The 18,253-nt window shown below is 40.8% G+C and carries 18 protein-coding genes; 6 read left to right on the plus strand and 12 right to left on the minus strand.

The window, feature by feature from the left end:
- Positions 1–166: 166 nt before the first annotated feature.
- The gene (locus tag L3V38_RS05110; protein ID WP_166340207.1) at positions 167–1,174 is read right to left on the minus strand and encodes a rhodanese-related sulfurtransferase; all 1,008 of its coding nucleotides are present in this window, start codon (positions 1,172–1,174) and stop codon (positions 167–169) included.
- A 198-nt stretch (positions 1,175–1,372) separates the two neighbouring features.
- Here L3V38_RS05110 and L3V38_RS05115 point away from each other — a divergent pair, with 198 nt between their 5' ends.
- The 4 genes from L3V38_RS05115 (at position 1,373) to L3V38_RS05130 (ending at position 4,368) form a co-directional block, all read left to right on the plus strand.
- Positions 1,373–2,698 (plus strand): DEAD/DEAH box helicase, encoded by a 1,326-nt coding sequence (locus L3V38_RS05115; RefSeq protein ID WP_237118766.1) that lies wholly within the window; start codon positions 1,373–1,375, stop codon positions 2,696–2,698.
- A 2-nt stretch (positions 2,699–2,700) separates the two neighbouring features.
- Positions 2,701–3,531 carry a S1-like domain-containing RNA-binding protein gene (locus tag L3V38_RS05120; protein ID WP_237118603.1) on the plus strand — a complete coding sequence of 277 codons (831 nt, stop codon included), beginning with the start codon at positions 2,701–2,703 and terminating at the stop codon, positions 3,529–3,531.
- A gap of 291 nt (positions 3,532–3,822) precedes the next feature.
- Positions 3,823–4,065, plus strand: a complete 243-nt coding sequence (locus tag L3V38_RS05125; RefSeq protein ID WP_237118604.1) for a type II toxin-antitoxin system Phd/YefM family antitoxin — start codon at positions 3,823–3,825, stop codon at positions 4,063–4,065.
- Between the two features lie 6 nt (positions 4,066–4,071).
- Positions 4,072–4,368 carry a type II toxin-antitoxin system RelE/ParE family toxin gene (locus L3V38_RS05130; RefSeq protein WP_237118605.1) on the plus strand — a complete coding sequence of 99 codons (297 nt, stop codon included), beginning with the start codon at positions 4,072–4,074 and terminating at the stop codon, positions 4,366–4,368.
- A 229-nt stretch (positions 4,369–4,597) separates the two neighbouring features.
- Here the strand turns inward: L3V38_RS05130 and L3V38_RS05135 are convergent, their stop codons facing one another.
- The 11 genes from L3V38_RS05135 to gyrA form a co-directional block, all read right to left on the minus strand.
- Positions 4,598–4,993: a hypothetical protein gene (locus tag L3V38_RS05135; protein ID WP_237118606.1), complete on the minus strand. Its 396-nt coding sequence runs from the start codon at positions 4,991–4,993 to the stop codon at positions 4,598–4,600.
- On the minus strand, positions 4,981–5,790 hold the full coding sequence (locus L3V38_RS05140; protein WP_237118607.1) for a hypothetical protein: 810 nt from the start codon (positions 5,788–5,790) through the stop codon (positions 4,981–4,983). The genes L3V38_RS05135 and L3V38_RS05140 overlap by 13 nt, the downstream gene beginning before the upstream one ends.
- Positions 5,791–6,336: 546 nt before the next feature.
- The gene (gene pyrF / locus L3V38_RS05145; protein ID WP_063705476.1) at positions 6,337–7,041 is read right to left on the minus strand and encodes an orotidine-5'-phosphate decarboxylase; all 705 of its coding nucleotides are present in this window, start codon (positions 7,039–7,041) and stop codon (positions 6,337–6,339) included.
- 32 nt (positions 7,042–7,073) lie between these two features.
- Complete coding sequence (gene lapB / locus L3V38_RS05150) at positions 7,074–8,210, minus strand: lipopolysaccharide assembly protein LapB (protein WP_130149815.1); 1,137 nt, start codon at positions 8,208–8,210, stop codon at positions 7,074–7,076.
- A gap of 2 nt (positions 8,211–8,212) precedes the next feature.
- Positions 8,213–8,494, minus strand: a complete 282-nt coding sequence (locus L3V38_RS05155; protein ID WP_062569028.1) for a LapA family protein — start codon at positions 8,492–8,494, stop codon at positions 8,213–8,215.
- Positions 8,495–8,514: 20 nt separating this feature from the next.
- A complete protein-coding gene (gene ihfB / locus L3V38_RS05160) occupies positions 8,515–8,802 on the minus strand; it encodes an integration host factor subunit beta (protein ID WP_062569027.1) in 288 nt (95 codons plus the stop codon).
- Between the two features lie 62 nt (positions 8,803–8,864).
- The gene (gene rpsA / locus L3V38_RS05165) at positions 8,865–10,532 is read right to left on the minus strand and encodes a 30S ribosomal protein S1 (protein WP_062569026.1); all 1,668 of its coding nucleotides are present in this window, start codon (positions 10,530–10,532) and stop codon (positions 8,865–8,867) included.
- A 93-nt stretch (positions 10,533–10,625) separates the two neighbouring features.
- Positions 10,626–11,339, minus strand: coding sequence for a (d)CMP kinase (cmk, locus tag L3V38_RS05170; RefSeq protein WP_237118608.1), 714 nt, complete (start codon positions 11,337–11,339; stop codon positions 10,626–10,628).
- A gap of 104 nt (positions 11,340–11,443) precedes the next feature.
- Positions 11,444–12,724, minus strand: coding sequence for a 3-phosphoshikimate 1-carboxyvinyltransferase (aroA, locus tag L3V38_RS05175; protein ID WP_237118609.1), 1,281 nt, complete (start codon positions 12,722–12,724; stop codon positions 11,444–11,446).
- A gap of 2 nt (positions 12,725–12,726) precedes the next feature.
- The gene (gene serC / locus L3V38_RS05180) at positions 12,727–13,815 is read right to left on the minus strand and encodes a 3-phosphoserine/phosphohydroxythreonine transaminase (protein ID WP_130149812.1); all 1,089 of its coding nucleotides are present in this window, start codon (positions 13,813–13,815) and stop codon (positions 12,727–12,729) included.
- Positions 13,816–13,884: 69 nt separating this feature from the next.
- Positions 13,885–16,581 (minus strand): DNA topoisomerase (ATP-hydrolyzing) subunit A, encoded by a 2,697-nt coding sequence (gene gyrA, locus L3V38_RS05185; RefSeq protein ID WP_237118610.1) that lies wholly within the window; start codon positions 16,579–16,581, stop codon positions 13,885–13,887.
- Positions 16,582–16,757: 176 nt separating this feature from the next.
- On the opposite strand from gyrA, the gene ubiG reads away from it, so the two are divergent.
- Together ubiG and L3V38_RS05195 are read left to right on the plus strand one after the other, a co-directional pair.
- Positions 16,758–17,468, plus strand: a complete 711-nt coding sequence (gene ubiG / locus L3V38_RS05190) for a bifunctional 2-polyprenyl-6-hydroxyphenol methylase/3-demethylubiquinol 3-O-methyltransferase UbiG (RefSeq protein WP_237118611.1) — start codon at positions 16,758–16,760, stop codon at positions 17,466–17,468.
- Positions 17,468–18,142, plus strand: a complete 675-nt coding sequence (locus tag L3V38_RS05195; protein ID WP_237118612.1) for an HAD-IA family hydrolase — start codon at positions 17,468–17,470, stop codon at positions 18,140–18,142. Before ubiG ends, L3V38_RS05195 begins: the two co-directional genes overlap by 1 nt.
- Positions 18,143–18,253: the final 111 nt, after the last annotated feature.

Below are 18,253 nucleotides of genomic sequence, written 5' to 3' on the forward strand. Positions count from 1 at the left end.
TTTAAAGCTCTGTATAAAATATTTAAAAATTAGTTGGTTGTATAAAATTTATCAAAAGCAGCGCTAATGTACACCATTAAGGAACGACATTGAAGTTTTCACTATAATTAAACGCAAAAAAACCCCAGACAATGCTGGGGTTTCTATCAATTCATAGAGCTAAGAATTACTGTTGGCGCTGTGCTTCTTTTTGCGCTTTTTTAGCTTCTTTACGCTTACGAAGAACTTCTTGGGCTTCGTTACCGATGTGACCCTCGCCACGCGCCTGTGCTAATTCGATTTGCTTTTGACGCTCAGCAAAACGGGCACGTTGCTCTTCTGTTAGGCTGTCGTGACAGTGATGACACGAAACACCTTCCATGTATTCAGGCTTTTGCTTTTCTTCTTCAGTGATTGGCATACGACACGCGTGACATTGGTCGTAAGAACCTTTTTGTAAATCGTGATTTACCGCAACACGGTTATCGAAAACAAAACACTCACCTTCCCACATGGTTTCTTCTTTTGGCACTTCTTCTAAGTACTTAAGAATACCGCCTTCAAGGTGGAATACTTCGTCAAAGCCTTGCTCTTTCATGTACGCAGTTGATTTTTCACAGCGAATACCACCGGTACAGAACATAGCGACTTTTTTGTGCTTTGCTGGGTCTAGGTTTTCTTTCGCCCATGCAGGGAATTCGCGGAATGTCTTCGTGTTTGGATCAACGGCATTTTGGAAAGTACCGATCTCGATTTCGTAATCGTTACGCGTATCGATAAGAATCACTTCAGGGTCTGAAATTAACGCATTCCAATCAGCTGGTTTTACGTATGTACCCACTACTTCACGTGGGTCGATACCTTCAACACCCATAGTGACGATTTCTTTTTTCAGTTTTACCTTAGTACGGTAGAACGGACATTCGTCATCGTATGACTCTTTAGTCACAATGTTATCTAGGTTTGGTTGTGAATCTAACCATGCAAGTAGGTTATCGATACCTTCACGTTTAGCAGAAACAGTACCGTTAATACCTTCAGCCGCAAGTAACAAAGTACCGCGTACTTCATTGTCTTCCATTACTTTAAGTAGTGGTTGGCGAATCGCTTCAAAATCAGGAAGGGCTACAAATTTGTAAAGTGCGCAAACAACAAAGTGCTCGCTCGTTACATTGTCTTTATGAACAGCAGTCATGGTTTTACCTTTTGCTTTAAATGCCCATGTGGGGCGTTAACCGAATCGCAAATCCGGCGCATTGAGGGCGCGTATTTTACGCGAATTAGCGATAATTGCAAAAACTGATGCGAAATAGCTGTGTTTTTACTGTCTCCAAGTGAGGCAAGTGCGTTATAATGAACAGGATTTACAATTTTGCTCATCGGAGATTACGCATTGCATTTTACTGAACTTGGGATTGATACACGCCTCGAAAAACAACTTGCGCATCAAGGCATCACCCAGCCCACTGACATTCAAGCTCACGCGGTACCAACAGCTATCGCAGGCCATGATATTTTTGCACAGTCAAAAACAGGATCGGGCAAAACGCTGGCGTTTTTATTACCTGCTGTACAGCGCGTAATGAAACAAAAAGCACTCAGTAAACGCGACCCTCGCGTTTTGATCGTTGCGCCTACACGCGAATTAGCAACCCAAGTATACAGCCAATTAAGACTTTTAATTGCAGGCACAAACATTAGTGCAGTAAAAATACTGGGTGGTGAAAACTTTAACGATCAAATTAAAGCACTTCGTAAAGACCCGCACTTTGTAGTAGGCACACCGGGGCGTATTGCTGACCATTTAAGTCAACGCTCATTACAGCTTTCAGGCTTAGAGCTGTTAATTTTTGATGAAGCTGACCGTATTTTAGATTTAGGTTTTACCGATCAAGTTAAAATGATCAACGAGCTTGCTGATCACCGTTTACGCCAAACATTATTGTTTTCAGCAACCCTTGACCATGCACAAGTTGATGCTCTGTCACGTAACTTATTACGCTCACCAAAACAAATACTGTTAAGTGCTTCTAACGAGCAACATAGTGATATTACTCAGCAACTTTATTTAGCTGATCATCTAGATCACAAAGAAGCGCTACTTGAGCACTTTGTAAAACAAGACAATGTTGGCCAATGCATTATTTTCACTGCAACACGAGCTGACACCCAGCGTTTAAGCCAGCTGTTAAATGATAAAGGCTTTAAAGCGCAAGCGCTTGCGGGTGACTTAACACAGGCTAAGCGCCTTGAAATCATGGATGCCTTTAGCCGTGAAAACTTTAAAATTTTGATCACTACCGATGTTGCATCACGTGGTCTTGATTTATTAAGCGTGACCCACGTAATTAACTTTGATCTACCAAAACATGCTGAAGAATATGTACACCGTATTGGTCGTACTGGTCGCGCAGGCTTTAAAGGTACTGCTATTTCGTTAGTGGGCCCGAAAGATTGGCCTAGCTACAAAGCAATTAAAGCATTTTTAAATGATGAATTAAGCTTTTTCACCGTTGACGGCCTTGTTGGTAAATTTAAAGGTCTGCGTGAGAAAAAACCAAACACAGTTTGGAAAAAAGCAGAGAAAAAAGTGGCCGCTAAACCTGCTAAACCAAAACGCAAAGCAGCCCCTAAAAAGCCTAAAGCCCCTATTCAAGCACCAATTGATGTAGATGGTTTTGCTCCAATGCGCCGTAAGAAAAAGCCAGAACAGGAATAACAATGAGTATTTTAGGAACCACACAAACCCTTTTCGTTAACGAAATGTCTAACGAAGGTGCTTATTTAGATGGCCGTGATTTAGGCGAAGTATTCTTACCAAGCAAAGAAATTGATTACGAACTAGAAGCTGGCGACAGCGTGCAAGTATTCATTTACTTAGATCACGCAGGTCACCCAACAGGCACCACAAAAAAACCTTTAGCTGAAGTGGGCCAATATGCCCTACTACGTGTTAAAGCAATCAACAGCACTGGTGCGTTTTTGGATTGGGGCCTCGAAAAAGACGTACTTGCGCCATACAACGAGCAAAAGCCAAAAATGAAAGACGGCTTTTCGTATCTTGTTCGTTTATATCTCGATAACGCCAGCCAACGTATTTGTGCATCGAGCAACTTTAATAAGTTTTTATCGAAAGAAGAACCAACTTACGCAACGATGGAAGAAGTTGACTTAATCGTTGCGGGTAAAACAGACCTAGGTTACAAAGTGCTCGTGAACGAAGCCCACATTGGCGTTGTCTACTACAACACCGTATTTAAAAAGCTATTTGTAGGCCAGCGCTTAAAAGGCTTTATTCAAAAAGTACGTGAAGACGGCAAAATCGATGTGCTGCTTGAAAAGCCAGGCATGGGCAAAGTGAACGACCTAGGCGAAAAGATTTTAGCAAAATTAAAAGCCGAAGGCGGCGTACTTCACCTAGGTGATAAGTCAGACCCTGAAGCAATAAAAAAGACCTTCTCAACCAGTAAAGCAAACTACAAAAAAGCCATTGGCGGTTTGTTTAAGCAAGGTTTGATTGACATTGAAGCGACGTCGATTAGGCTTAAGTAAGCTGTAAGCTCGTCTGTATTAAGTGATTAAGAAAGAGTAAAGTGAAAAGCTTTACTCTTTTTTGGTTTTAGAGGTACTAATAGCTTTAATGAATAGACGCAGTAAATTTTCTAACACTATTTATTTAGAAATGAAAGATAGCATTGTGCCATAAGCAGACATTGGAAACGCCCTGTTAAGATGTGAACAATGCAATGCTAAGGTTCCTAAAGATCGCACGATTTAATTAGATTGAACATTTCATGCGGCCAGCTATAATCTTATTGTAAATCCAGATTTGGAGATTGGACTATGCACACATTAACAGCAAATGATGCGAAACGTAATTTTGGTGAACTACTTCTTAGCGCCCAACGTGAGCCAGTAAAGATTAGCAAAAACAGCAAAGACGCCGTAGTAGTAATGTCTATTAAAGATTTTGAAGAGCTAGAGGCAATGAAAGCTGATTACCTTAAACATTGCTTCGAGTCAGCAAAAAAAGACTTAGCGCAAGGCAATGTGGTCGATGGTGAAGACTTCTTAAGCGCCTTGTAATCCGCTATGCAAGAGCAGAAATACAAACTTAGCAAATTAGCTCAGGCTCATTTATTAAAAATAAGAAACTACACCGTTAATCATTTTTCACAGATGCAGTGGCTCAACTACAAAGATACGTTACTAACTGGATTTCAAATGCTTGCTGACAACCCAGAAGTTGGCCGAAGTTGCGAGAATATTTACCCCAAAGGATTTTATTTCCCAATTGGTAAGCACACAGCTTACTTTACAAAAGAAGACGGCTTCATTTTAGTTGTAGCGGTACTTAGTCAGTCACAACTACCACAAAACCACTTATGATTGATTCTTCACCCTATCCTTGAATTTAGGGCGAAGATCTTGATTGGTAAATTAACAGCGTTTTAAGCGACAAGTAATTGTTTGCCAAAATGTGAAACGAAGTGGAACCGAGCAAACTGCTACGAGTCTAACTTAAAAACCCTTGTTAGGTATTTAAGTTATTAATCAAATACGTACCAATTTAAAAGTGCATGAGGTTTAATTTTCATGATGTTTATCAAGTCTATATTTACTTTTTACTGCAAGCATCAATAAAATCTTGAGGTTCAATCACTATTATTTGCCTATTGTTTCCAACTTTTTTTTCTATCTCTTTACGGTCAAAAATAATGGTACAACCTGCATTATTTGTTGCCTCAACCGTAGATAAATCTTTATCCATTTTGTCTGTTAACAGTGATGACTGTTCATATTCCCATATACTATTTTCATTCGCTTTGATTGGTTTCATTTGCAAAAAATGAGTGCCGTATTCGTTAACAAAGGTAAGCTTCACTCTAATAACGTCGTTGGTTTCATTTATAATATTTCCCCAGTAAATGTTTGAACAGGCACTGAGTAGGATAGTCATCAGTGTTATCAGTGTTATCAGTAAATATTTATAGCTTTTTATTAAGCTTTCCATAGGATTTCAGAACTCCATATTAAGCGTTTAATATCTATTTCCATGGCGATTGAATCATTGACTCTTTGAAATTTTTCTTCTTTTTGCTTGTTCTTATCGTAATATTTCATTAAATCAAGGTTACCACTCATAGGGTATCCAAGTGTAGATGATTTTATATTCTGAAATAGCGGGTTAGTAGAACCTTTATGACCCCAAGATAAACTGATACCACCAACATACATTAATACAGAATGACCAAATTCATGCGCTGAAACCAACTTAAAATCATTATCAATTTGTTTTTCTGGAATACGGTTCGCGCTCTGACCTCTTTGGTAGATAAAGCTTGCATCTATACCTAATATTGCAGGGTTTATTGACCTGCTATAATCAGGACTGTCTTCTATTTTTAAGTCAACAGGAATAGCATCACTGCTGCTTTTATGTAAAGCGTTGACTATTACGTTAAAGCGCACCCCATCAACAGTTATAGTATTAGACCAATACTGCTTAATACCCTCCATAGCGAGAGCTTTTAATTTTCTATAATCTGCCTGACTTAAATTATTTTGCTTAAAGTTAAGAAATACATTAATGCTGATGGTTCTCAAACGGCTATTAATGATTGTTTTAGCCCATGTTGCTCGGTGAGCGCCATTATGAACTTTTATTTCTCTTCTTCTGCCTTGTCTAGAAGGACCTACTCTTATCATTCGAAAGTTTGTGGTTGGTTTATCAATCGCCTTATGTAGATGTTCTTCAAATCTTTCTAAAGTAAGGGCATTTTTTTGCGGGCTTGCGCTGGCTAAATCCATTTTTATACTCCATAATATTAGGAGATTATTTAACTAAAAGGTAGCTAACAATCATCCTTGAATCCTTTAAGTGTAGCACTATATCGCTTAGGGTATTTTATTGTCAATCAATATACTCCATACCAAATTTCTTAAATCCAGCCATTAAAAATATTGATATAACCAAGGTGGCACTAGTAGTTTATAAGAACTAAAACCATCTCTTAAATACCCAACACTTTAGTACTTATCCAACACGCAGTTTGTATTGCATAATCGCTTGTTTGACTGATAAGCTATCAGCTCGGTGTGTCCGAATTGGTGTTGTTTATTCTATGACTTTACCTACAAAAAATACCTTCTAGAAAACTTAATCAAATTTGCTATATAAACAACTTTATTTACACACGCCAAAAGACTGCTACCCAGCAATTAAGCAAGGTTAAATAATTGATTTTAAATTTAAGATTTAGCAGTAACATCACAAACAAAAAAAAGCATTGTATATAGCGCGATATAAACCGCGTTCCTACAATGCTCTTTAAAGACTATTTTAAAATAACGAAGTTATTTTAGTGAGTCGTTAATTTCTTTTAGTGTTGCAACTGGGTCTGCCGATTGGGTGATTGGGCGGCCTACAACTAAATAGTCGCTGCCATCTTCTACTGCTTGTTTTGGTGTCATGATGCGTTTTTGGTCACCTGCATCGCTGCCTGCTGGACGAATGCCTGGGGTAACGAGTTTAAAGTCTGCGCCTAGTTCTGCTTTTAGCTTTTTCGCTTCTTGTGCTGAGCACACTACCCCATCAAGGCCTGATTCTTTGGCAAGGTTTGCTAGGTAAATGACTTGCTCTTCAGGCGTTTTATCTACACCTAAACGAGTAAGCTCTGCAGCATCCATACTGGTTAGTACAGTTACTGCAATCAGTAATGGAGCATCATCACCAAACTGCTCTAAAGCTTGTTTTGCTTTGGTCATCATTTCAACGCCACCAGAGGCATGCACGTTAACCATCCATACACCCATTTTTGCAGCTGCTGTTACAGCTTTAGCCACTGTGTTTGGAATATCGTGAAATTTTAGGTCTAAAAATACATCAAAACCTAAGTCGATTAGTTCCTTAACAAAGCTAGGACCAAAATACGTGAACATTTCTTTGCCTACTTTAAGGCGACACGTATCAGGCGATAATTGCTTTACAAACGCAAGGGCTGTTTGTTGATCATCATAATCAAGGGCAATTAATACTTTTTTTGAATCTTCGACAGACATAACTTTCCTAAAAACTAATGGACTAATATGAATTAAAAACCGTCTATGCCACGGCTTGGAACAATTGTTTCCCAGTGCTTACAAGATGGACATACCCAATAAATGGTATGACTAGTAAAGCCACAGTGTTGACACTGAAAATCAGGTTTGGTTGCGATATAAGACGTAACTAGCTTATCAATTTGGTCTAGCACATCTTTAATATCATTATTTTGTTTAGCAAGTAGCTGTAATAAGAAGCTAAAGCCACGAATAGTTGGATGACGCTTTAAACTATCCGTTAAAAATTTTATTGCTTGATCAATATGACCTTGTTCTAGTAAAGCTTGGCAGTGTTTTATTTTTATAAGTACCCCACCCTTATCGAGCAGCTCGTTGAGTAGCTCATGAAATTGATGAGTTAAATTAAGCTTTTCGTAACTTATAGCTAGCTGTTCAACAAATACAGGGGCAAAAAAAGTAAATTGACAAATTAGCTCACGCCAATAGTAGATTGCTTTTACGTAATCTTCTTTAATAAATGCACTGTGGCCAAGCTCATACAATGGGCGAATAGCTTTGTGGTTTAAGCTAATGGCTTTACGCATAATTTGCGTATCATTATCTTGCAAGGCCGCTTCACAGTAAAAGTTGGCAATGGCTTTTATATGTTGAGGTTTAGTGAACAAATCACTGTGTGCCTCGTACATATTAATGCCTTTTTCCCATTCACGGGTTTGTGAATAAAGATTAATAATTGGCTCTAACGCTTCTTTGTTTCCCGCCTTTACAAGCCAAACTAAGTGTTCTTCTGCGCCATCCAATAAGCCTGCCATAATATAATCTTCAGCAAGCTCAAGTCGGCTAGTAGCAGCTTGTTGCTCATCAAGGCTTGGGTGTTTTAATAACAGCTCATGAATTTTAATTGCGCGGTCAAGTTCGCCACGGCGGCGGAACATGGTGGCAAGTGTTGAGTAGTGTTCAACTGAATCAGCAGCGACTTCAAGTAGATTAATAAGGTGTTCTAAGCCTTGATCTTCTTCTCTGTCTAAGAGAAATTTAAGGCCTTTAGAATATTCAGAGGTGATTTGTCTATTAAGCTGATGAGCTTGGTTTTTAGCACTATTTTTACCCATTATCCAACCGTAACCGGCTGCAACGGGTAAAAGTAAAAACAGAAGCTCAATCATGGTTAGGTGTCTTTATTAGCAACAAGCTTTTTATTGTTTTTTTCAGGCGCTAACTTTTTCTTTAAGCGATAATTTTGCCACTTTAACTGCGAAAACAGTGTAAAGCTTATAAAACAACCAATGGCGACACCTAAAACAAAGCAGATACTTATTACAACAGCTAAGGGCAACGTATTACTGGCAATTAAATAGTTGATTTGCACCAATTGTGGATTTTGTGAACCAAGTACAAACGCAATAAATAAACACAGCGCTATTAATACAATTTTTAATACCCTAAACAAGTAACTACTCCTGTATAAAACTAGGCAATACTCTCATTTACGCGATCACGTAATTCTTTACCTGGTTTAAAATGTGGTACGTGCTTACCGTCTAACTCAACTGTTTCGCCAGTCTTTGGATTACGACCTGTGCGTGGAGAACGATAATGCAATGAGAAACTTCCAAAGCCACGGATCTCAATACGATCTGAGCTAGATAATGAACCGGCCATTTGTTCAAGAATTTCTTTAACGGCATTTTCAACATCTTTCACTGGGATGTGTGCGTGTTGTTCAGCTAGTTGTTCTATCAATTCTGACTTAGTCATAACGTTTCCTTAAAAAGAGATAAAGGAAGGGCAAAACTGCCCTTCCAATTAAAGACTATAGATTAGTCTTTTTGAGCATTTTTGAATGCTGCAGCCATTGCGTTTTCGAACGCAGGCTCTTCTTTCTTAAGCTTTTCTAGTACTTCTTTCTCTTCTGCTTCGAAAAGAGCTTTAACTGATAAGCTTAAAGTGCGGTTCTTACGATCAACACCAACGTATTTCGCTTCGATTTCGTCGCCTTCAGAAACTACAGTTGTAGCATCTTCAACACGCTCTTGAGCGATATCAGCTACACGGATGTAACCTTCAACGCCTTCGATTAGCTCAACAGTTGCGCCTTTCGCATCAACTTCAGTCACTTTACCTTTAACAATAGCACCTTTTTTGTTTGCGTCCAGGTAGTTATTGAAAGGGTCAGCTTCGATTTGCTTAACGCCTAGAGAGATACGCTCACGCTCTGGGTCAACTTGCAATACGATAGCAGTGATTTCGTCGCCTTTCTTGAATTCACGTACAGCTTCTTCGCCTGGCGTGTTCCAAGAAATGTCTGAAAGGTGAACAAGACCGTCAATACCGCCTTCAAGACCGATGAAGATACCGAAGTCAGTGATTGATTTGATCTTACCAGTAACTTGGTCGCCTTTGTTTTGTAGACGAGCAAATTCTTGCCATGGGTTAGCAATACATTGCTTAAGACCAAGAGAAATACGACGACGCTCTTCGTCGATTTCAAGAACCATAACTTCAACAGTGTCACCTAGTGAAACAACTTTTGAAGGGTGGATGTTCTTGTTAGTCCAATCCATTTCAGAAACGTGTACTAGACCTTCTACGCCTTCTTCGATTTCAACGAAACAACCGTAGTCAGTAAGGTTAGTTACACGACCAGAAAGCTTAGAACCTTCTGGGTAACGACCAGCGATAGCTGCCCATGGATCTTCGCCAAGCTGTTTAAGGCCTAGAGATACACGAGTTTTCTCTTTGTCGAATTTAAGAACTTTAACTGCGATTTCGTCGCCAACATTAACGATTTCTGAAGGGTGCTTAACACGCTTCCACGCCATGTCTGTGATGTGTAGTAGACCGTCAACACCACCAAGGTCAACGAACGCACCGTAGTCAGTAAGGTTCTTAACGATACCTTTAACTTCTTGACCTTCAACAAGGTTAGCAAGAAGTTCTTCACGCTCTTGTGAGTTTTCTGATTCGATAACTGCACGGCGAGAAACAACTACGTTGTTACGTTTTTGGTCAAGCTTGATTACTTTGAACTCAAGCTCTTTACCTTCAAGGTGAGTTGTGTCACGTACTGGACGAACATCAACAAGTGAACCAGGTAGGAAAGCACGGATTGAATCAACTTCAACAGTGAAACCGCCTTTAACTTTACCGTTGATAACACCAGTAACAGTTTCTTGCTCTTCACACGCTTTCTCAAGACGGATCCACGCTTCGTGACGCTTCGCTTTCTCACGAGAAAGGATAGTTTCACCGAAACCGTCTTCGATTGCATCTAGTGCAACATCTACTTCGTCGCCAACAGCAACTTCTAGTTCACCAGCAGCATTTTTGAATTGCTCAGCAGGGATTGCACTCTCAGATTTAAGACCAGCATCAACAAGTACGATGTTGTTCTCGATTGAGATAACTGTACCTTTAACGATAGAGCCTTGCTCTGCTTCAAAACCCTTTAGGCTTTCTTCAAATAACTGCGCAAAATTTTCTGACATTATACGTCTCTAAATAATTAAATAACCAATTAGCAACCATGCTGCATGGGGTTGTTAAAATAGCACTGGCCTCCTGCCGGCACCTTAAAAAATTTACTTTTTAGCTTTAGGAAGCTTACCTGCAAGTACTGCTTCATCTAACAAAGTTACAACTTTATCAAACACTTGCATTGCATTAAAATCACTTGTGTCGATTTCAATCGCGTCATCTGCAGGTACAAGCGGCGCAACTTCACGATTCATATCGCGATGATCACGCGCCTTTATATCCTCAAGTAGACCACTTAGTGTAACATCTAGACCACGTTGGTTCAACTCTGCAAAACGTCGACGCGCGCGCTCCTCAGCAGAAGCTGTCAAATATATCTTTAGTGGAGCATCAGGGAACACGACCGTTCCCATATCGCGACCGTCAGCAATTAAACCATTTTCAGTTCTAAATGCTCGCTGGCGGCGTAACAATGCTTCTCTAACTCGCGGCAGTGCTGCTACTTTTGAGGCAGCAGCCCCTACTTCTTCGTTTCTAATTGTGGTTGTGACATCCTCGCCTTCCAAAATAATTTTCGATGTGTGTGCTTGGCTATCAACCAAAAATTGCACATCTAAATTTGCAGCAAGAGGAACAAGACCTTCTTCATTGTCTAATTCAATTTGATGATGGAGTGCCGCAAGTGACAACACACGATAAATCGCGCCGCTGTCTAATACATCCCAACCTAATTTCTCGGCTAACAAGCGGCAAACAGTTCCTTTACCTGAACCACTTGGGCCATCTATGGTGATAACGGGCATTGATAACGCCTGCATTTATAACCTCCTGCAATGCACACCAAAATAAAACCGCGATATTATACGCCAGTTCTGATAATAGATCCGCATTTAGAGTGTAACTTTTTATATTTTCTTCTGTTTTATTGACTTGAGACAGACTCTAGTACTTTGAAAAACGTTGGAAAAGTTTTGTATGTACACTTAGGATCGTTAATGGTTATTGGCTTACCACCAACTGCCACCATCGCAAAGCACATGGCAATACGGTGGTCGTTGTAAGTATCAATCGCTACATCGTTAAATGTTTTAGGTGGTGTAATTTCGATGAAATCTTCCCCTTCAACAACCTCAGCACCTACTTTTCGAAGCTCTGTGGCCATGGCATACAAGCGATCTGTTTCTTTTACACGCCAGTTATAGATATTGCGAATGGCCGTTTTACCTTTTGCAAAAAGCGCAACAGTTGCCAGCGTCATTGCCGCATCAGGAATTGCATTGGCATCAATATCTACAGCGTTCAGCTCTCCCTTACGAACCACCAGCTTTTCATCGTACCAATCAATTTTAGCGCCAACTTGTTCCATGACTTTGGCAAAACCAATATCGCCTTGAACAGATACAGCACCTACCCCATTGATCTCAATTTCGCCGCCCGCTATTGCAGCAGCCGCAACGAAGTAAGAAGCACTAGATGCATCCCCTTCAACCATTATACGTTCAAGTGCTTGATACTGTTGACAGCCTTTAACGTAAAACGTTTCGTAATTGTCATGGCTCACAATAACGCCAAAACGCTTCATCACATCAAGGGTGATATCGATATAAGGTTTTGATACCAAGGTACCTTTAATAGTGATTTCTGTGTCGCCATTAAATAGCGGGGCTGCCATTAATAATGCAGTTAAAAATTGACTTGAAATGCTGCCATCAATCTCAACTTTACCACCGTTGATTTTGCCGCCTTTAATGGCCAGAGGCGGATAATCTTTACTTTTTAGGTATTCAACATCACCGCCAAGTGCTTGTAGCGCATCCACCAAATGGCCGATTGGGCGCTCTTCCATACGAGGCTCACCCACCAGTTGGTATTCGCCTTCAACAGCAGCTAAAACAGCTGTAAGTGGACGATAAGCAGTACCGGCATTGCCTAAAAATAGCGGCTCGCTAGGTGTTTTAAATTTACCGGCAACCCCTTCGACAGTTGCCACTGTTTTATCTTCATTAAGCGATACATTAACGCCTAAAAGTTTTAGTGCACCTAACATATGACGAATGTCATCACTATCAAGTAGGTTTTCTACAACTGTGGTGCCCTCTGCCAGCGCTGCTAACAGTAAAATACGGTTTGATAAACTTTTTGAGCCAGGCAGTGTCACACTGCCATTTACCTTTGTAATCGGTTCAAGACGAAGCTGTTCCATAATTAGCTGTTCTCCTTGGCGAATTTATCCATAAAATTAACCAAAGCTTGAACACCTTCTAGCGGCATCGCGTTATAGATACTTGCACGCATACCACCGACAATACGGTGGCCTTCAAGAGCTAATAAACCAGCTTCTTTTGACTCACTGATAAACTTGTCATTAAGCGATTCATCGTTTAACCAAAACGGTACGTTCATACGAGAACGGCAATGCTTAGCAACTTTATTATTATAAAAATCAGAGTTATCAATAAAATTGTAAAGTAGCTCTGCTTTTGCGATATTTTGCTCTTCCATGGCTTTAACGCCGCCATTGGCTTCGAGCCACTCAAAAACTTCAGCCGCTAAGTACCACGCAAATGTAGGTGGTGTGTTATACATGCTGCCTTGTTTTGCTTCTAAGGCGTAATCAAGAATACCTGGCTTTGCAAGGCCCTCGCGCTCAAGTAACGTTTTGCGGATAATAACAATCGATAAGCCAGACGGACCGATATTCTTTTGTGCACCAGCGTAAATAAGATCAAACTGATTCACATCAATTTCGCGCGATAAAATAGTCGAAGACATGTCAGCCACAATGGGAGCTGACGGATGTGAAGGCACATCAAAAATTTCAATACCATCTACGGTTTCATTTGGACAATAGTGAATGTACGACGCATCCGCAGGTAATTCCCAGCTGCTCGCTGGTTTAATAGAAAACTGACCATTTTGCTGCTCATCATCACGCACATTGATACTTTCAACGGCAGTGAATTTTGCGGCTTCTTGTGTCGCGCCTTTTGACCACACACCGTTTTCACAATAAACAGCGGTTTTATCATTAAGGTGAAGATTAAGCGGAACTGCGCTGAATTGACCACGGCCACCGCCGTGCATAAATAACACTTCAAATTCATCGCTAATATTCATTAAACGACGCAGGCTAGCTTCACATTTAGCAGTGAGCTCTATGAAATCACTACTGCGATGGCTGATTTCCATCACAGATACACCTAAACCTTGCCAATCTATAAATTCTTTTTGTGCTTTTTGCATAACTGCCGGCGGCAGCATTGCCGGTCCTGCACAAAAATTATATTTAGTCATTACTTTGCCTCATTCCAGTAATTATAGTGCTAATAAAAAAAGCGGCCGAAGCCGCTTTTTAAATCAATGTTATTCTGAAGGTGGGTTATCACCCGTTTCTTCAGGATTTGTATCGACTACTTCAACGGCCTCGCCTTCGATGGCTTCAAGCTCATCAACTTCGATTTCTTCGATACGTTGTAAACCAACTACTTGCTCTTCGTCAATAGTTCGTATCAAAATAACGCCCTGAGTATTACGACCAACCGTAGAAACCTCGTTTACACGGGTACGTACTAAGGTACCGCGATTCGAGATAATCATGATTTCGTCGTTGTCGTCAACTTGTACTGCACCAACCACAGCGCCATTACGCTCGCTTACTTTGATTGATACAACACCCTGTGTTGCACGGCTCTTCGATGGGTAATCTTCAAGTGCAGTACGCTTACCGTAACCGTTTTCTGTCACAGTGAGGATTGCACCATCTGACTTAGGTACGATTAACGACACAACGCGTTGATCGTCTGCCATCTTGATACCACGAACACCTGTTGCTGTACGACCCATTGGACGTACACCTTTGAAACGGATTTCTGGGTTACCGTTTTCGTCTAGAACTGGGTTACCGTTTTCATCAACAACAGCTGATTCTTCCGCTTCTTTAAAGCGAACAACTTTACCCGCATCAGTGAATAGCATGATTTCATTCGTGCCATCAGTGATATCAACACCAATTAGGCTATCGCCTTCATTTAGGTTCACAGCGATGATACCGCTCGCACGTTGACGGCTGTATGCTGTAAGTGGTGTTTTCTTAACTGTACCAAATGCAGTCGCCATGAAGATGTATTTATCTTCTTCGTACTCACGTACCGGTAAGATAGCAGTAATACGTTCATCAGCTTCAAGTGGTAATAAGTTAACAATTGGCTTACCACGCGCTGCACGGCTTGCAAGTGGCAACTGATATACTTTAAGCCAATACAAGCGACCTGCCGTTGAGAAACACAGGATTGTATCGTGTGTGTTAGCAACTAATAGACGTTCAATGAAGTCTTCATCTTTCATCTTCGTTGCTGACTTACCTTTACCACCACGACGCTGTGCTTCGTAGTCAGATAATGGTTGATACTTAACATAACCTTCGTGAGAAAGCGTTACTACCACGTCTTCTTCATTAATAAGGTCTTCAAGGCTAATATCGTGAGCTGCTGCACTGATTTCAGTACGACGTTCGTCACCATATTGCTCTTTAATTTCTACTAGCTCATCGCGGATAACTTCCATTAAGCGCTCTGGGCTTGAAAGAATATGTAAAAGCTCGGCAATTAGATCAAGGAGTGTTTGGTACTCGTCTAAGATCTTCTCATGCTCAAGACCCGTTAGCTTGTGTAAACGTAGGTCTAGAATTGCTTGTGCTTGTTGCTCAGATAAATAGTATTGACCGTCACGGATACCTAAATCATCAGCTAACCAATCAGGACGTGCAACGTTATCTTCACCTGCTTTTTCAAGCATCGCTTTAACAGTACCCAGCTCCCAAGAACGTGCTGTTAATGCAGCTTTTGCTTCTGCTGGTGTTGGTGACTTACGAATCAGTTCGATAATCGGATCGATATTCGCAAGAGCAATCGCTAAGCCTTCAAGCGTGTGAGCACGGTCACGGGCTTTACGTAAATCAAATACGGTACGACGTGTAACAACTTCACGGCGGTGTACGATAAACGCTTCAAGCATTTCTTTAAGGTTAAAGCACTTAGGTTGGTTGTTATCTAGTGCAACCATGTTCATACCAAACACAGTTTGTAACTGAGTTTGTGCATAAAGGTTGTTTAAGATTACTTCACCAACATCACCACGTTTAATTTCGATAACGATACGCATACCGTCTTTATCTGATTCATCACGTAGTGCGCTAATACCTTCAATCTTCTTATCTTTAACAAGCTCAGCGATCTTTTCGATAAGACGCGCTTTGTTAACTTGATAAGGGATTTCGTGGACGATGATCGTCTCACGACCGGTTTTTTCGTCCACTTCGATTTCAGCGCGAGCACGAATGTAAACTTTACCACGACCCGTTAGGTACGCTTGCTCAATACCTTTTTTACCATTGATAATCGCCGCAGTCGGGAAATCCGGGCCTGGGATATATTCAATAAGGTCAGCAATTGTCATATCAGGGTTTTGAATAAGCGCTAAACAGCCATTGATAACTTCTGTTAAGTTATGAGGTGGAATGTTTGTCGCCATACCAACCGCGATACCCGAAGAACCATTTACTAATAAGTTAGGTACTTTAGTAGGTAATACGTCAGGAATTTGCTCCGTACCGTCGTAGTTAGGTACGTAATCAACCGTTTCTTTTTCTAAGTCAGCTAATAATTCATGTGACATTTTCGCCATACGGACTTCCGTATAACGCATTGCTGCCGCAGAGTCACCGTCAACAGAACCAAAGTTACCTTGGCCGTCAACTAGCATATAGCGTAATGAGAAAGGCTGCGCCATACGAACGATGGTGTCATATACCGCGCTGTCGCCATGTGGGTGGTACTTACCGATTACATCACCAACAACACGTGCTGATTTCTTGTAAGGTTTATTCCAATCATTATTGAGTTCGTTCATTGCGAATAAAACACGGCGGTGAACTGGCTTTAAGCCGTCACGTACGTCTGGCAATGCACGTCCTACGATTACACTCATCGCATAATCAAGGTAGGAATTTTTTAATTCATCTTCAATATTGACTGGCAGAATTTCATTGGCGAGATCAGTCATTTGATTTCACATTCCTTCAGTATTGACTCATAAAGAGGCAAAGCGCCGTCTTCAGAGCTTTAGTTATTATTTCCAGACCATGCTATCACAATTTATTTAGATTTACAGGCGCTAAATCTTTGCGATTTATTAATTTACCCCTATATAATGGCCTCAGATTGACGAGGAAGTTTTTTATGACCGAACATCAAAATGTAGATAATGCAGAAATTGCAAAGTTTGAAGCCATCGCAGAACGTTGGTGGGATCGCGACGGAGAGTTCAAACCTCTTCATGAAATAAATCCTCTTCGCTTGGATTTTGTTGCCGATAAAGTGGGCGGCTTATTTGATAAGGAAACCTTAGATGTTGGCTGTGGTGGCGGCATTTTAAGTGAAAGCATGGCACGTATGGGCGCAAAAGTGACAGGCATCGATATGGGTCAAGAGCCTTTAACCGTTGCCAAACTACACAGTTTGGAAACCGGCGTGCCCGTTGATTATATTAAAGTACCCGCAGAAGAGTTTGCGGCTGAGCACCCTGCTCGCTTTAATGTGATCACCTGTATGGAAATGCTGGAGCATGTTCCAGATCCTGCTTCTATTATTCGTGCTGTAGCAGAACTTGCCAAACCAGGTGCTGATGTATTCTTTTCAACATTAAATAAAACCCCGAAAGCATACTTATTTGCCATTGTTGGCGCTGAAAAGCTTTTAAAAATGGTTCCCGAAGGTACTCATGACCACAAGAAGTTTATAAAACCTGCACAACTTATTGCGTGGGCAGAGGAAGCGGGGTTAAAAGTAAGAGCCAGTACAGGCCTTACCTATAATCCGTTTTCTAAGCAGTACAGCTTAAATGATGATGTCAGTGTTAATTACATTCTTCACTTTGAGAAACTAGCCTGATGAGTGGTGTACAGACACCCTCTATCGATTTTGATGCCTTTATCTTTGATTTAGATGGCACACTACTCGATACCGCAGATGACTTAGGTGGCGCATTAAACCGTGTGTTAGCTGATGCCAATGTGGCGCCTGTTGCCGAGCATGTTTATCGCCCCGCCGCCTCTAATGGTGCAAATGCATTATTAGAAGTAGGCTTTGGTGATAAATGGCCCGAACTTGAACAGCTCGCCTTGCGCCAACAACTTCTTGACTACTACGCCGCAGATATTGCTGTGCACAGTAAATGTTTTAAGGGTATAGAGCAACTCTTAGTTGCACTTGAACAAAAAGACATTAAATGGGGCATTATGACTAATAAACCAGGTTTTTTAACAGAGCCCTTAGTCAAAGCAATCCCTTCTTTAAGTAATGCTATGGCTGTAGTGAGTGGAGATACACTAGACGTGGCTAAGCCATCTCCAGATCCACTACTGCACACTGCTGAGATCCTTAATGTTGACCCCTGTCGTTGTTTATATATAGGGGATGCAGAGCGCGACATCCAAGCGGCAAAAGCAGCCAATATGTATAGTGCTACTGCTTTATGGGGCTATATACCCAGTGTTGATGCTGCTCTGGATTGGCAAGCTGATTTCAATTGGCATTCGCCTATTGATGGATTTAACCATATATAGTGCTATATTTAAATTTAGATACTATATATTGTGATCGGTTTGAGTTTTGAGCATTCTTTGACGATAAAAAAAACAGTCAAAATTTATTTTTAAAAACGGTAAATTTTCTAG

Source organism: Pseudoalteromonas sp. L1, assembly GCF_021728095.1.
In the GTDB taxonomy this organism is placed as follows: Bacteria; Pseudomonadota; Gammaproteobacteria; order Enterobacterales; family Alteromonadaceae; genus Pseudoalteromonas.

Excerpts from the sequence above, each read along its gene's own strand:
- rpsA (WP_062569026.1), bottom strand. The coding sequence starts at position 10,532 with ATGTCAGAAAATTTTGCGCAGTTATTTGAAGAAAGCCTAAAGGGTTTT.
- L3V38_RS05130 (WP_237118605.1), top strand. The coding sequence starts at position 4,072 with ATGCAAGAGCAGAAATACAAACTTAGCAAATTAGCTCAGGCTCATTTA.
- L3V38_RS05195 (WP_237118612.1), top strand. The coding sequence starts at position 17,468 with ATGAGTGGTGTACAGACACCCTCTATCGATTTTGATGCCTTTATCTTT.
- aroA (WP_237118609.1), bottom strand. The coding sequence starts at position 12,724 with ATGGAACAGCTTCGTCTTGAACCGATTACAAAGGTAAATGGCAGTGTG.
- cmk (WP_237118608.1), bottom strand. The coding sequence starts at position 11,339 with ATGCAGGCGTTATCAATGCCCGTTATCACCATAGATGGCCCAAGTGGT.
- L3V38_RS05140 (WP_237118607.1), bottom strand. The coding sequence starts at position 5,790 with ATGGATTTAGCCAGCGCAAGCCCGCAAAAAAATGCCCTTACTTTAGAA.
- L3V38_RS05120 (WP_237118603.1), top strand. The coding sequence starts at position 2,701 with ATGAGTATTTTAGGAACCACACAAACCCTTTTCGTTAACGAAATGTCT.
- lapB (WP_130149815.1), bottom strand. The coding sequence starts at position 8,210 with ATGATTGAGCTTCTGTTTTTACTTTTACCCGTTGCAGCCGGTTACGGT.
- L3V38_RS05125 (WP_237118604.1), top strand. The coding sequence starts at position 3,823 with ATGCACACATTAACAGCAAATGATGCGAAACGTAATTTTGGTGAACTA.
- L3V38_RS05110 (WP_166340207.1), bottom strand. The coding sequence starts at position 1,174 with ATGACTGCTGTTCATAAAGACAATGTAACGAGCGAGCACTTTGTTGTT.
- ihfB (WP_062569027.1), bottom strand. The coding sequence starts at position 8,802 with ATGACTAAGTCAGAATTGATAGAACAACTAGCTGAACAACACGCACAC.
- L3V38_RS05135 (WP_237118606.1), bottom strand. The coding sequence starts at position 4,993 with ATGGAAAGCTTAATAAAAAGCTATAAATATTTACTGATAACACTGATA.
- gyrA (WP_237118610.1), bottom strand. The coding sequence starts at position 16,581 with ATGACTGATCTCGCCAATGAAATTCTGCCAGTCAATATTGAAGATGAA.
- pyrF (WP_063705476.1), bottom strand. The coding sequence starts at position 7,041 with ATGTCTGTCGAAGATTCAAAAAAAGTATTAATTGCCCTTGATTATGAT.
- ubiG (WP_237118611.1), top strand. The coding sequence starts at position 16,758 with ATGACCGAACATCAAAATGTAGATAATGCAGAAATTGCAAAGTTTGAA.
- serC (WP_130149812.1), bottom strand. The coding sequence starts at position 13,815 with ATGACTAAATATAATTTTTGTGCAGGACCGGCAATGCTGCCGCCGGCA.